General features: G+C 41.0%; 15 protein-coding genes. All 15 read left to right on the top strand.

Annotated elements, in window-relative coordinates; genetic code table 11:
- The first annotated feature begins 23 nt into the window (after positions 1-23).
- The 15 genes from grpE (at position 24) to KR50_RS13000 (ending at position 14,501) form a co-directional block, all read left to right on the top strand.
- On the top strand, positions 24-587 hold the full coding sequence (grpE, locus tag KR50_RS13070) for a nucleotide exchange factor GrpE (protein ID WP_041059458.1): 564 nt from the start codon (positions 24-26) through the stop codon (positions 585-587).
- 35 nt (positions 588-622) lie between these two features.
- The gene (gene dnaK, locus KR50_RS13065) at positions 623-2,458 is read left to right on the top strand and encodes a molecular chaperone DnaK (RefSeq protein ID WP_041059456.1); all 1,836 of its coding nucleotides are present in this window, start codon (positions 623-625) and stop codon (positions 2,456-2,458) included.
- A gap of 190 nt (positions 2,459-2,648) precedes the next feature.
- Complete coding sequence (dnaJ, locus tag KR50_RS13060; protein ID WP_041060321.1) at positions 2,649-3,770, top strand: molecular chaperone DnaJ; 1,122 nt, start codon at positions 2,649-2,651, stop codon at positions 3,768-3,770.
- Positions 3,771-3,791: 21 nt separating this feature from the next.
- Positions 3,792-4,751, top strand: coding sequence for a 50S ribosomal protein L11 methyltransferase (prmA, locus tag KR50_RS13055; RefSeq protein ID WP_041059452.1), 960 nt, complete (start codon positions 3,792-3,794; stop codon positions 4,749-4,751).
- Positions 4,752-4,753: 2 nt separating this feature from the next.
- The gene (locus tag KR50_RS13050; protein ID WP_041059451.1) at positions 4,754-5,506 is read left to right on the top strand and encodes a 16S rRNA (uracil(1498)-N(3))-methyltransferase; all 753 of its coding nucleotides are present in this window, start codon (positions 4,754-4,756) and stop codon (positions 5,504-5,506) included.
- A 4-nt stretch (positions 5,507-5,510) separates the two neighbouring features.
- A complete protein-coding gene (gene mtaB, locus KR50_RS13045; RefSeq protein ID WP_041059450.1) occupies positions 5,511-6,854 on the top strand; it encodes a tRNA (N(6)-L-threonylcarbamoyladenosine(37)-C(2))-methylthiotransferase MtaB in 1,344 nt (447 codons plus the stop codon).
- Positions 6,855-7,084: 230 nt separating this feature from the next.
- Positions 7,085-7,750, top strand: a complete 666-nt coding sequence (gene deoC, locus KR50_RS13040) for a deoxyribose-phosphate aldolase (protein ID WP_041059449.1) — start codon at positions 7,085-7,087, stop codon at positions 7,748-7,750.
- Positions 7,751-8,258: 508 nt separating this feature from the next.
- Entirely contained in the window at positions 8,259-8,432 is a 174-nt protein-coding gene (rpsU, locus tag KR50_RS13035) for a 30S ribosomal protein S21 (protein ID WP_041059446.1), read from the top strand.
- Between the two features lie 22 nt (positions 8,433-8,454).
- Entirely contained in the window at positions 8,455-8,901 is a 447-nt protein-coding gene (locus tag KR50_RS13030) for a GatB/YqeY domain-containing protein (protein ID WP_041059443.1), read from the top strand.
- A 193-nt stretch (positions 8,902-9,094) separates the two neighbouring features.
- The gene (locus KR50_RS13025) at positions 9,095-10,408 is read left to right on the top strand and encodes an NfeD family protein (protein ID WP_156969526.1); all 1,314 of its coding nucleotides are present in this window, start codon (positions 9,095-9,097) and stop codon (positions 10,406-10,408) included.
- Positions 10,409-10,425: 17 nt separating this feature from the next.
- Positions 10,426-11,409 (top strand): flotillin-like protein FloA, encoded by a 984-nt coding sequence (gene floA / locus KR50_RS13020; protein WP_041059438.1) that lies wholly within the window; start codon positions 10,426-10,428, stop codon positions 11,407-11,409.
- 63 nt (positions 11,410-11,472) lie between these two features.
- On the top strand, positions 11,473-12,003 hold the full coding sequence (locus tag KR50_RS13015; protein WP_041059433.1) for a hypothetical protein: 531 nt from the start codon (positions 11,473-11,475) through the stop codon (positions 12,001-12,003).
- A gap of 58 nt (positions 12,004-12,061) precedes the next feature.
- Complete coding sequence (locus KR50_RS13010) at positions 12,062-12,361, top strand: YabP/YqfC family sporulation protein (protein ID WP_041059430.1); 300 nt, start codon at positions 12,062-12,064, stop codon at positions 12,359-12,361.
- Complete coding sequence (locus KR50_RS13005) at positions 12,358-13,539, top strand: sporulation protein YqfD (protein ID WP_041059427.1); 1,182 nt, start codon at positions 12,358-12,360, stop codon at positions 13,537-13,539. The genes KR50_RS13010 and KR50_RS13005 overlap by 4 nt, the downstream gene beginning before the upstream one ends.
- Positions 13,536-14,501 carry a PhoH family protein gene (locus KR50_RS13000; RefSeq protein ID WP_041059424.1) on the top strand — a complete coding sequence of 322 codons (966 nt, stop codon included), beginning with the start codon at positions 13,536-13,538 and terminating at the stop codon, positions 14,499-14,501. Before KR50_RS13005 ends, KR50_RS13000 begins: the two co-directional genes overlap by 4 nt.
- Positions 14,502-14,565 lie beyond the last annotated feature (64 nt).

Raw genomic sequence — 14,565 nt, 5'->3', positions numbered from 1 at the left:
TTTATTTCAAGGAGGTGAAACAAATGTCAGAGAACGAACAGACAAAAGATCGCGAGCAAGCGGAAACGCAGACAACTGAAGCCGAAGAAACGATTGAAAATGAAATTTCTTCAGATGAAGTAATTGAAGGCGAAAATGCCGAAGTCGAAAAAGATTATAAAGCTATGGCTGAAGAAGCAGAAAACCGCTATTTACGTTTGCGTGCTGATTTTGACAATTATCGCCGTCGTATTCAGAAAGAAGGAGAGGCTAAGGAAAAATATCGTGCGCAAAGTTTGATCACAGATATTTTACCTGCTCTTGATAATTTTGAACGGGCGCTTACTATAGATTCATCCGATGATTCTACCGGTTCTTTGCTTAAAGGAATGCAAATGGTTCATTCAAGTTTGCTTCAAGCGTTAAAAACAGAGGGACTTGAAGTTATTGAAGCAGTTGGACAGCCGTTTGACCCGAACCTTCACCAAGCTGTTATGCAGGTTTCTGAAGAAGGAGTAGAGTCAAATACTGTAGTGGAAGAGTTTCAAAAAGGATACCGGTTGAAAGATCGTGTGATCCGTCCATCGATGGTTAAAGTAAACGAATAAATTCGTTACATACTGATTAGGAGGTAGTTTACATTATGAGTAAAATTATTGGAATTGACTTAGGTACAACAAACTCTTGTGTCTCTATTTTAGAAGGCGGAGAGCCAAAAGTAATTGCTAATCCGGAAGGCAACCGCACATCACCTTCTGTAGTTGCGTTTAAAAACGGTGAAAAGCAGGTTGGGGAAGTAGCCAAGCGTCAGGCTATTACAAATCCAAACACAATTATGTCAATTAAAAGACATATGGGTACTAATCATAAAGTTGAAGTTGAAGGCAGAGAATATTCTCCTCAGGAAATTTCAGCTATGATTCTTCAGTACATGAAATCTTACGCTGAAAGCTATCTTGGAGAAGAAGTAACAAAAGCAGTTATTACTGTTCCTGCTTACTTCAATGATGCAGAGCGACAAGCTACTAAAGATGCCGGGAAAATTGCCGGTCTTGAAGTTGAGCGTATTATCAACGAGCCGACAGCTGCTGCACTTGCTTACGGGCTTGATAAAATGGATCAGGATCAAACAATCCTTGTTTATGACCTTGGCGGCGGTACATTTGATGTATCCTTGCTTGAGCTTGGCGATGGTGTATTTGAAGTTCGTTCAACAGCAGGTGACAACCGTCTTGGAGGAGATGACTTTGACCAGGTCATCATCGATCATTTAGTTGCAGAATTCAAGAAAGATAATGGCATTGATCTTTCTAAAGATAAAATGGCTCTTCAACGTTTGAAGGATGCAGCTGAAAAAGCGAAAAAAGACCTTTCAGGTGTTACATCTACTCAAATCTCACTGCCATTTATTACTGCAGGAGATGCAGGACCCCTTCACCTGGAACTGACTTTATCACGTGCTAAATTTGATGAACTTTCATCAAAACTAGTAGAACGTACAATGGGGCCTACACGTCAGGCAATTAAAGACGCCGGATTATCTTCTTCTGAAATCGACAAAGTTATTCTTGTTGGTGGTTCAACGCGTATCCCTGCGGTTCAGGAAGCAATTCGCAAAGAAACAGGAAAAGAACCTTCTCAAGGCGTTAATCCTGATGAAGTTGTCGCAATGGGTGCTGCCATTCAAGGCGGAGTTCTTACAGGAGATGTAAAAGATGTTGTTCTTCTGGATGTAACACCACTTTCGCTTGGAATTGAAACAATGGGCGGCGTTTCAACGAAGCTAATTGAACGGAATACAACGATTCCGACTTCAAAATCACAAACGTTCTCAACAGCAGCTGACAACCAAAATGCTGTAGATATACATGTGCTGCAAGGTGAACGTCCTATGGCAGCTGACAATAAAACACTGGGACGCTTCCAGCTTGGGGACATTCCTCCAGCACCACGCGGCGTACCTCAAATTGAAGTAACATTTGACATTGATAAAAATGGTATTGTTAACGTAAGTGCCAAAGATCTTGGTACTGGAAAAGAACAAACCATCACAATCAAATCGTCAACCGGGTTATCAGATGATGAGATCGAACGTATGGTACAAGAAGCTGAAGAAAATGCAGACGCTGATAAGGCTCGCAAAGAGGAAGCGGAAGTACGAAACGAAGCGGATCAACTGGTATTCCAAACAGACAAAACACTTGCTGATCTTGGTGAAAATGTTGATGAGGACGAAAAGAAAAAAGCTGAATCAGCTCGCGACGAGTTGAAAGAAGCGATTGAGAAAAATGAGTACGAAGAAATTAAAACTAAAAAAGAAGCGCTTCAGGAAATTATTCAGGCGCTGACAATGAAAATGTATGAAGAAGCTGCAAAAAAAGCTGAAGCAGAGCAACAGGCTGCAGGCGGAGAAGCAGAGTCTAAAGATGACGATGTTGTGGATGCAGATTTTGAAGAAGTAGATGAAGATAAAAAATAATTTATAGTTAGTATAGGAGAAAAGTCAAAGCCGCTGTTTGCATGGCTTTGGCTTTTTTCTTGAAGTAAATCAAGAAGTAAATCAATAAATGGACTTTTCAAAATTAATACTTATAGAGAAGCCATTGTACAGAAGAGCAGAGTAATGATAAAATAACCTTCATGTAAAAGGACTCGGGAGTGTGTAGATGATGAGTAAGCGAGATTTTTATGAGGTGCTAGGAGTTTCAGAAAGTGCTTCGAAAGAAGAAATTAAAAAAGCGTACAGACGCTTATCAAAGAAATATCATCCGGACATTAATAAAGATGCGGATGCAGGAGATAAGTTTAAGGAAATTAAAACGGCATATGAAAACCTGAGCGACGATCAGAAGCGAGCTCACTACGACCAGTTTGGTCATACAGATCCAAATCAAGGTTTTGGCGGCGGCGGAGCAGGTTTTGAAGGCTTTGGCGGATTCGAAGATATTTTCAGTTCATTTTTTGGCGGCGGCGGAAGACAGCGTGATCCAAATGCTCCAAGACAAGGAAATGATCTGCAATATACAATGACTATTACCTTTAACGATGCCGTTTTTGGAAAAGAAACGGATATTGAAATCCCACGGGAAGAAACATGTGAAACGTGTGATGGCAGCGGGGCAAAACCTGGTACCAAACCTGAAACATGCCATCACTGTAAGGGAGCTGGCCAGCTGAACGTTGAACAGCAGACACCTTTCGGAAGAATTGTGAACCGCAGAGTTTGTCATTATTGTGAGGGCTCTGGGAAGCTTGTTAAAGACAAATGCTCGACTTGTAGCGGATCCGGAAAAGTGCAGAAACGCAAAAAAATTCACGTTAAAATCCCTGCCGGCGTAGACGACGGTCAGCAAATGAGAGTAAGCGGACAAGGTGAACCGGGTGTAAACGGCGGTCCTGCAGGAGATCTATATGTCGTGTTCAGAGTAAAGGCACATGAAATATTTGAGCGTGAAGGCGATGATATTTATCTAGACATGCCAATTACATTTGCTCAAGCGGCTCTTGGAGATGAACTTGAAGTACCGACCATTCATGGTAAAGTAAAATGGAAACTTCCAGCCGGCACTCAGTCAGGTACAGCTTTCAGGCTAAAAGGTAAAGGCGTGAAAAATGTTCATGGTTATGGAACCGGTGATCAGCATATTCGTGTGAAAGTAATCACACCAAAAAAATTAACAGACAAACAAAAAGATCTTTTGAGAGAATTTGCAGATATCAGCGGTGATGTTCCCGACGAACAGCATGACGGATTTTTTGATAAAGTAAAGCGCGCATTCAAGGGTGAGTAAACTGGGAATGGAGTTGGTAGAATGAGATGGTCTGAAATAAGCATCCATACAACAAACGAAGCGATAGAGCCAATTTCGAATATTTTACACGAAGCTGGTGCGAGCGGAGTAGTGATAGAAGATCCGAGAGAACTTACGAAAGAACGAATAGACAAATTCGGTGAGATCTACCAACTCGATCCTGAAGATTACCCCGACACAGGCGTACTTGTTAAAGCTTACCTATCTGTCAACAGTTTTCTGGCAGAAACGGTTGATGGAATCAAAACAGCAGTTAGCAACTTAGTTGCCTTCGATATTGATATTGGAGAAAATAAAGTTGAGATCAGCGAAGTGAATGAGGAAGAGTGGGCAACTGCCTGGAAAAAGTATTATAATCCGGTCAAAATTTCGTCCACTTTTACAATCGTACCCACCTGGGAGGACTATGAGCCTGTTTCAAGTGATGAGTTAATAATCGAGCTTGACCCGGGTATGGCTTTTGGCACCGGGACTCACCCGACAACTGTCATGTGTATTCAGGCACTTGAGCGTACAGTTAAAAAAGGAGATCGAGTAATTGATGTAGGAACAGGCTCCGGAGTCCTGTCCATTGCTGCAGCACTCCTTGAAGCAAGTCATATTCGGGCACTCGACTTAGATGACGTAGCTGTGACTGCTGCCAGACAGAATATAGAGTTAAATAATGTAGCAGAAAAAATTACGGTGTCGCAAGGGAACTTGTTAAATGAGCAAACAGAAAAAGCTGAAGTTATTGTTGCGAACATACTAGCGGAAGTAATCCTTTTGTTTGCCGACGACGCATTTAAACTTGTAGAGCCCGGTGGTACATTTATTACGTCTGGCATTATTCAAGCAAAAAAACAGCTGGTAAAAGACAAACTAACTGAATCAGGCTTCAGCATCGAGGAAGTGGTGACAATGGAGGATTGGGTAGCCATTATTGCCAAAAAACCTTCAGAAAGTCTGCGTGGCAGCTGATTATGCAAAGATATTTTGTACAGGGTCTTCCAGATGAAAACAAGTCATTTTCTATAACGGGTGAGGATGCTCATCATATGACTAACGTTATGAGGATGCAGCCTGGCAGCATGTTTATTGCTGTATTTAAAAATAAAACAGCCGCAGAGTGCACAATTGTTGAGCTGGATAAAACAGATGTGCTCTGCGCTGTATCAAGCTTTCTTCAGCAGTCACCCGAACTTCCCGTTGATGTAACGATCGCACATGGTCTGCCAAAAGGAGATAAGTTTGAACTGGTCATACAAAAATCAACAGAGCTTGGCGCCCATTCATTTATTCCTTTTAAAGCTTCACGTTCAATTGTAAAGTGGGATGAAAAAAAAGGATCAAAAAAAGTAGAGCGATGGAACAAAATTTCTAAAGAAGCAGCTGAGCAATCTCATCGACTTCATCTGCCTGAGGTTCATCAACCGGTTTCCTTTAAAGAGTTGATAAAAGGGGCAGAATCATTTGATACCATAATAGTTGCTTATGAGGAACAGGCGAAGCAAGGAAATGTTTCTTCATTTTCAGATGCATTAGCTGCCGCTTCTTGCGGTCAGTCTATATTAGTGGTTGTGGGTCCTGAAGGCGGACTCTCCGAGCAGGAAGTGACCCAGCTTGTAGAAAATGGAGCTGTCGCTTGCGGTTTTGGACCAAGAATTTTAAGAAGCGAGACGGCTCCGCTATATGCGCTGGCAGCGATCTCGTATCAATTTGAGTTAATGAGGTGAAAGAATGGCTACAGTTGCATTTCATACACTTGGATGCAAAGTAAATCATTATGAAACAGAAGCCATCTGGCAGCTATTTAAATCCAATGGATATGAACGTGTGGAATATGATCATTCCTCAGATGTCTATGTAATCAATACATGTACTGTAACGAATACAGGAGATAAAAAAAGCCGTCAGGTGATCAGAAGAGCAATCAGAAAAAATCCGGATGCCGTCATTTGTGTAACGGGCTGTTATGCACAGACTTCACCAGCTGAAATTATGGCAATCCCCGGTGTGGATGTGGTAGTTGGTACACAGGACCGTACAAAAATGATCGATTATATTGAGCAATACAAAAACGAACGGACACCAATTAACGGTGTAACAAATATCATGAAAAATCGTGTGTATGAAGAGCTGGATGTACCCGCTTTTACAGACCGCACACGTGCTTCCCTGAAAATTCAGGAAGGCTGCAATAATTTCTGTACATTTTGTATCATCCCATGGGCGCGCGGTCTCATGCGTTCAAGAGATCCTAAAGAAGTTCTTCACCAGGCACAGCAGCTGGTGGATGCAGGCTATAAAGAAATTGTTCTTACCGGCATTCATACAGGCGGCTATGGAGAGGACATGAAAGACTACAATCTGGCAATGCTTTTAACGGATCTTGAAAAAGAGGTTAAAGGACTTAAAAGAATCAGAATATCGTCGATCGAAGCAAGTCAGCTGACAGATGAAGTGATTGATGTCATTGACCGGTCAAATATGGTCGTCCGTCATCTTCATATTCCGCTCCAGTCCGGATCCAATACGGTGCTGAAGAGAATGCGGCGAAAATATACGATGGAGTTTTTTGCAGAACGACTGGAAAAGCTAAAAAAAGCATTGCCTGGTCTCGCTGTAACATCTGATGTGATCGTCGGTTTCCCTGGAGAAACAGAAGAAGAGTTTATGGAGACGTTCAACTTTATAAATGATCAGAAATTTTCAGAACTTCATGTGTTTCCATATTCTAAACGCACCGGGACACCCGCGGCCAGAATGGATGACCAAGTTGAAGAGGAAACAAAAAATGAACGTGTTCACCGGTTAATTGAGCTGTCCAACCAGCTTGCAAAAGAATATGCATCCCATTTTGAAAATGAAATTCTTGAAGTAATTCCTGAAGAAAAATTTAAAGAGGATGCTTCCGGCAAACTCTACGTAGGCTATACTGACAACTATCTTAAAGTTATTTTTCCTGCAAATGAAGAGATGGTCGGCAAACTGGTCAAGGTTAAAATCAGTGAAGCGGGCTATCCATACAATAAAGGTGAATTTGTGCGGGTAATGGAACCTGTTCCTTCTCTTATAAATTAGCCTTTGAAATCAGGATTGAACTTAATTTGTGCAGTCAAGACACGTTTGTAACTGCTGGATTATGAATGTCTTTTCATGAAAAAGTTTTTCATGGAGGCATTCTTTTTTATAATTCAATGGCATTTCAATCGGAAACATCTTTTTGTTCCAATCATTACCATTATAGCTTATTGATCAGGCAGATGGTATAATAGGTACGTACATCTAATCAAAGGAGACTGATTTTAACAATGAATATTGCAAAAATGATTGATCATACCCTGCTTAAACCAGAGGCAACAAAAGAGCAAATTACTGTTTTATGTGAAGAAGCAAGTGAATATGGATTTATGTCAGTGTGTGTAAACCCTGCCTGGGTTCGTTTATCAAATGAAATTCTGCATAAAACAGATGTTAAAGTATGTACCGTCATTGGTTTTCCGCTCGGCGCTTCTGCCACTGAAACCAAAGCATTTGAAACAAAGCAGGCAATTGAAGACGGGGCTGCTGAAGTTGATATGGTCATCAATATCGGAGCGTTGAAAAGCGGTCAATACGAATTGGTGCAACAGGATATTCAAGCGGTCGTAGCTGCTGCAAAAGGCAAAGCATTAACGAAAGTTATTATTGAGACTTCATTGCTGACTGATGAAGAGAAAGTTCGTGCTTGTGAGCTTGCGGTTAAAGCGGGAGCAGATTTTGTTAAAACTTCTACAGGATTTTCAACCGGCGGTGCAACAATTGAAGATATTCAATTGATGAGAAAAACTGTAGGGCCTGATATTGGAGTAAAAGCTTCCGGAGGGGTTCGCTCTACTGAGGATGCTGCTAATATGATTGAAGCAGGTGCTACACGAATTGGTGCAAGCTCCGGTGTTAAAATTCTTCAAGGACTAACAGCAGACAGCGACTATTAATTACGTCAGATCCTGCAGAACTAAATCTAAAGCATAAAAGAACGGCCTGGTGGAAAGGAATTCACCAGGCCATTCTTTTTTTTATGCAGATTTTTAACTTTATTTTAGTGTGTAAAGCGGGGAACTCTCGATAGCTACGCTATACAGTCAATGGAATGAGACAGTGAACGAGCGATGGCAATGAGCTTATCACGTCCCGCATAAGATTATGTTGAGAAAACTTGCACGAAACGGATTCCTTCTCAAATATACTTTTATCATTCCGTTTTGGTCCGTCCTCTTCATCTTTAATTTAATGAGATTGATATTTATTTTTATCTGACCGCTGTTTTGTATTAAATATGGTTGACCGATACAAATCATTATATTATACTAGTTAAGTACATGGGATATTATCCATGAATGTCAGTAAGTATCCCTATCTTACTGCATGCAATGAAGGATAGCTTTTGTTGTTCTCTTTGCTTGAACTTGTAAGTGTAGTGTGTTCGGAGGGAGGGAAAGAGAGATGTCAAGAACAGTTGTTCGCAAAAACGAATCGCTTGAAGATGCTCTTCGCCGCTTCAAAAAGACTACATCAAAGGCTGGTACTTTACAAGAGTTCAGAAAGCGTGAATTCTATGAAAAGCCTAGCGTGAAGCGTAAGAAAAAGTCTGAAGCAGCAAGAAAGCGTAAGTTCTAATTAAGAATAGAGGGTGCCAGTATTGAGTCTTCTTGAGCGTCTGAATCAAGACATGAAAATAGCGATGAAAAACAAAGAAAGAGATAATCTTTCCGTTATTCGAATGGTCAAAGCCGCAATGCAGAACGAGGGATATAAACTCGGACGGCAGGAACTGAGCGATGACGAAGCGTTAACAGTTCTTGCTCGTGAATTAAAGCAGCGGAAAGACTCATACAAAGAGTTTAAATCAGCAGGCCGAGAGGATCTTGCTGAAAAACTTGAATCCGAAATTGCGTTAATTGAAACCTATATGCCGCAGCAGCTCACAGAAGAAGAACTTGAATCTGTTGTTCTCGAAACAATCAAAGAGGAAAGTGCCACTTCAAAAGCTGAAATGGGCAAGGTTATGAGTGCAATTATGCCGAAAGTTAAAGGCAAGGCTGATGGAGGAAGAGTGAACGCTCTTGTTCTAAAGCACTTATCATAAAAGAAACTGACCGCCAATTTGTGTTTTCAGTTTAAATGACAAGCCGTGATGGAAAAACATCACGGCTTGATTATTTTCCAACTGTTAGTGCACAATGTAAGGGGGTTATTTTTTTTATATTTTTTTTGAAACTTTTTTGAATTTCATACGTAAATATGATAAGCGTTATTCCATTTAAGGAAGGAGGATAAAAATGATTCGTAAAGGAACTGTCATTTTTTTAGCCATTGCATTCCTTTTTTCTCTTGTCTTACCCTTTCATTCAGCTCAGGCAGCAGATGAAGTTGTATATGTTGTACCGCTTGAAAAAGAAGTGGAACGGGGGCTGGCCTCCTTTCTGGAACGGGCAATTAATGAAGCAGAAGAAGCGGATGCAGATGCCATAATTTTTGATATAAATACACCAGGCGGGGCAGTCAACGCTGCTGAGGAAATTGGAAAAACCTTTCGTGATACAGATTTGAGAACGGTAGCATTTGTTAATGATAATGCAATATCTGCAGGCGCTTTTATTGCCCTGTATGCCGAGGAAATTTATATGACCCCTGATGGAAAAATGGGGGCAGCAGCTGTTATTGATGCTGCTGGTAATATGGCAGATGAAAAAGCGAGAAGTTCATGGTTTTCTGCGATGACAAATGCGGCAGAATCAGCAGGACGTGATGTTGAAATTGCCCAGGCGATGGTGGATGAAAGCATCGATTTACCAAAATACAATGCTCCAGCGGGAAAGCTTCTTACATTAACTGACAGTCAGGCGGAAGAGGCGGGTTATTCTAATGCTACTGTTGGAGACCTTGAAGGTGTACTTTCGGAAATTGGACTTGAAAATGCTGAAATTCGAAGTATAGAACCAAGTTTTCTGGAAAATGTTGCACGCTTTATTACGAATCCTATCATTGTTCCCATTCTTCTCTCCATTGCGAGCATTGGATTGATTGTTGAATTATATTCTCCTGGCTTTGGTGTAGCAGGGATTATGGGGTTGAGTGCGATGATGATGTTTTTCTTTGGTCACTTAGTAGCAGGGTTGGCAGGCTTTGAGGTGCTGATACTGTTCTTAATTGGTATTGCTTTAATAATAGCTGAGTTTTTCGTCCCGGGTGGTATACTGGGTATACTTGGATTAACTGCAATCGTTGCAAGTATCTTGCTATCAGGCGACAGCATTGTGTATATGGGCATAGCCTTATCCATTGCGTTGCTTGTGGCTGTAATCGGGATGGTGATTATGGTGAAATTTCTCGGTAAAAATCTCCATGTTTTAAAACGGATTATCTTGAATGATTCTACAAACACTGAAAGCGGATATGTTTCAAATGTGAATCGTTTAGAATTGATCGGTAAAACAGGTGTAACAAGAACTCCACTTCGTCCTTCAGGGACGATCGTTATAGAAGATGAACGCATTGATGCAGTGACTGAAGGCGGCTACATTAACAAAGACAAGGAAGTTAAGGTAGTAAAAGTGGAAGGCTCGCGGATTGTTGTCCGGGAAGCAGAATAAAAGGAGTGGATAAGTAAATGGGAACAGAAGCTATTATGTTAGTTGTAATTATTATCGCAGTTGTTATTGCACTTAGTGTACTATTTACATTTGTGCCGGTAATGCTGTGGATTTCAGCTCTTGCAGCTGGAGTAAAGGTGAGTATTTTCACATTAGTCGGTATGAGATTAAGAAGAGTAATTCCGAACAGAGTCATTAATCCAATGATTAAAGCATCTAAAGCAGGTGTTGATGTTACGATTAACCAGCTTGAAAGTCATTACCTTGCTGGTGGTAACGTAGACCGTGTCGTTAACGCTCTTATCGCTGCTCAACGAGCAAATATTGAGCTTGCCTTTGAACGTTGTGCCGCGATTGATCTGGCAGGCCGTGACGTACTTCAGGCTGTTCAGATGAGTGTTAATCCTAAAGTAATTGAAACACCATTTATTGCAGGTGTAGCAATGGACGGGATTGAAGTGAAAGCAAAAGCAAGAATTACGGTTCGTGCAAACATAGAACGATTAGTTGGTGGTGCTGGTGAAGATACCATCGTTGCCCGTGTTGGTGAAGGAATTGTCAGTACAATTGGTTCAAGTGATAACCATAAAAAAGTGCTTGAAAACCCTGATCTTATTTCTCAAACCGTTCTTGGAAAAGGACTTGATTCAGGTACAGCATTTGAAATTCTGTCGATTGATATAGCTGACGTTGATATCGGTAAAAATATTGGCGCAGAGCTCCAAACAGAGCAAGCAGAGGCAGACAAAAACATTGCACAGGCAAAAGCAGAAGAACGTCGTGCGATGGCTGTTGCCCAGGAACAGGAAATGAGAGCGCGCGTAGAAGAAATGAGAGCAAAAGTGGTAGAAGCAGAGGCAGAAGTTCCATTAGCGATGGCAGAAGCATTGCGTGAAGGCAATATTGGTGTCATGGACTACATGAACATTAAGAATATTGATGCTGACACAGATATGCGTGATTCCATTGGCAAACTCTCAGGTGATAAAAAGGAAAAATAATCTACTGTTTGCTTGAAGCGAGCAGATAACAGATCATATAGATCCTGAAGGGAGGATGCCTCCATGGAACTTATCATAATGGCGATTTTAGCCGGGATTGTCAGCTGGATTGGGAATCAAAAGAAAAAAGGAGAAGAGCAGGAAAGACAGCAAAAGCCTTCTTCTAACCAGCAGTCAAATTCTCCCGTACAGCAGCGTGAACCGCAGCAAACGGCAGCTGAAGTCCAGCGTGAGCCCAGAAAAGACCGTGTGAAAAATGCTCGTGAAGCGTTTGATCGCAGAGCAAAAGAGTTAGCTTCCGAATATCAGCGTCAAAGAAGTGATGTTGAACAGGCTAAACCTCAGCGGAATCAGCCTCGGGTTGAAAAAATCGAAACGCCTGCTGCTGATTTAACGGTCAGTATTGAACAAGGTCGTCCGGTACGAGGCAGTAAGCAAAGAAAAGCAGCAGAAAAGGCGGCTTTTCCCAAAGTAGAAGAACTTTCACTTAAGAATGGCCTTAAAGAAAATGATTTAGTAAACGGCATCGTTATGGCTGAAATTTTAGGACCGCCAAGATCAAAAAAAACACATTCACAAAGGCAGTCTCGTTAAAATAGTTATGAGTCCCCCTTTCTTTTCATATAGATGAAAAGAGAGGGGGGCTTTTTTAATGTCAAGGTGGCTGACACGAACAAAACAATGGATTGGCAGTACCCTTCAACTTCCAGATGATTTACTGCTTGATCTGCCTAGAGTGACATGGATCGGTTCCTTTCTATTGCATATAGAAAACCATAAAGGTTTATTGAAAGTTGAAGACCACTGCATTGTAGTTAAAGTTTTTGATGGCTTCTTAAAAATCAATGGAGATTCACTCCAAATTCAATCCATGCTTACAGATGAAATGACCATAAAGGGGTACGTCTCTGAAATTATTTATAATCGGCAGCAAGGTGGAGAAGACGAATGAAACCAACGTTACCTGGAACGATCGGTGTTACCATTAAGGGAAAAGCATACCCAGTGGTTTTGCAAAGACTTTACCAGCAATCTGTTGTTCTTCATTCCATTACTTCATCCGGGGAAGATGAGATTCATTTTTACCTTTCTCATTATGAACTTTCTCATATTCGCAAAGCGGTATTTAAAACCGGATGCAAAGTAAAGCTTGAAAAAGGCTCAGGACTTGCATTTGAACTTGAACATGCCTTCAAAATTCGTTCCTTTATTATTTGGATGGTCATTGCAATTGCCCTGGTTATGGGAAGTACAAGATTTCTCTGGTCGGTAGAAGTACAAGGGGCAACTCCAGAAATAAGACAGGAAGTTGAAATCGCAATGAAAGAGCTGGGGTATGCGCCCGGGAAATCTAAAAAGTCCCTGCCGACAGAAAATCAAATTTCTCCTATTCTATACAAGGAAATTGATCAATTATCATGGATGGGACTCGAATGGCAAGGAACCAAGCTGATTGTTCATTTGAAAGAAAAGAAAGGAAGCACTCAAACGGTGAAATTGCCCCCGTCCCATATCGTGGCATCTAAAAAAGGTACGATACAATCAATGCAGATTGAATCAGGACAAGCAGTCGAAAATGTAAATAGTGTGGTTAAGAAAGGGCAACTCATTGTCACTGGACTCGTTGGCAGAGAAGAAGACAAGCAGGCAGTCCCTTCAAAGGGAGTTGTAATGGCGGAAACATGGTATGAAGTGAATGTAACGGTACCAGATAAACTTGTTAGAGAAACCTTAACAGGCAACGAAAAAAGAAAATGGTCTCTTCAATTGTTCGGCTGGACGACGCCTTCCATTCCTTTTACAAAAGTTCCGTTTACTTCTGCTGTGGAAGAAATAAAAAGTGACGACATCGAAGTTGCAGGATTTCGTTTTCCGATTAAGAAGAAAACAACTCATATATATGAAACAGAGAAAACGATCTCGAAAGTAGACCAGAAAGCTGCCAGAGAGATTGCTTTAAAAGTAGCAAAAGAAGAAGTTTTATCCCTTATCGGGGGAACTGGCAAGATTCAGCAGGAGAAATTTTTGCATGAACAAAATGACAATGGTAAAGTAAAGTTAATCATCTATTTTCAAGCTTTAGAAGACATTGCAAAAGTACAACCTTTTAGCGAGGAGACACGCGAATGACTGATGAACGTATCACGATCGATTTACCATTAGAGGATCCAAATGAAGCTGTTTCTTTATTTGGCACGTCAGATACACATTTAAAAACGATTGAAAACGAACTTGATGTTACCATTCTTTCACGCGGTGAGACGATACGTATTACCGGAGTAGTGGATAAAACGAAGCAGGCTCAGCAGGTGGTAAACCAATTGTTGTCCGTGATTCGAAAGGGAATTCAGGTAAGTGAACGCGATGTGATCTATGCAACTCAAATGGCCTTAAGAGGTACGATAGAATATTTCGATGAAATATATGACGAAGAAATCACAAAAAGCGTCAAAGGAAAGTCCATACGAGCCAAAACAATGGGGCAGAGGCAGTATGTGACTGAAATTAAGAAAAACGATATGGTGTTTGGCATTGGCCCTGCTGGAACGGGTAAAACTTATTTAGCTGTTGTCATGGCTGTAAATGCTTTGAAGAAAAATAATGTCCAAAGAATCATATTAACCAGACCTGCAGTAGAAGCAGGAGAAAGTCTTGGCTTTCTTCCTGGAGATTTAAAAGAAAAAGTAGATCCATATCTTAGACCGCTCTACGATGCTCTAAATGATGTATTAGGAGCAGATCATACTCAAAGGCTCATTGAAAGAGGCACGATTGAAATTGCCCCTCTTGCTTATATGAGAGGCCGCACCCTCGATGATGCATTTGTTATTTTAGATGAGGCCCAAAACACAACCCGCGCTCAAATGAAGATGTTTCTTACAAGGCTCGGGTTCGGATCCAAAATGGTCATCACGGGTGACCAAAGCCAGGTGGATCTGCCAAAAGGAATGGAATCGGGCTTAGTTGCAGCCCAGAAAATATTAAAAAATGTCAAAGGCATTTCTTTTAATTATTTAGAACAGGCTGATGTAGTAAGACACCCTCTTGTCGGAAAAATTATTGGAGCGTATGAACAAAAAGAAGAGAAATAAAAAGTCTGTCCTGCTTATTTCAAAAGCGGGACAGACTTTTCATTTTTATTAGGAATATTTCTGC

Source organism: Jeotgalibacillus campisalis, from assembly GCF_000829515.1.
GTDB classification, from domain to species: domain Bacteria; phylum Bacillota; class Bacilli; order Bacillales; family Jeotgalibacillaceae; genus Jeotgalibacillus; species Jeotgalibacillus campisalis.
Note: the sequence above shows the minus strand (reverse complement) of the source record. Positions and strands in the feature narration are given on the sequence as shown.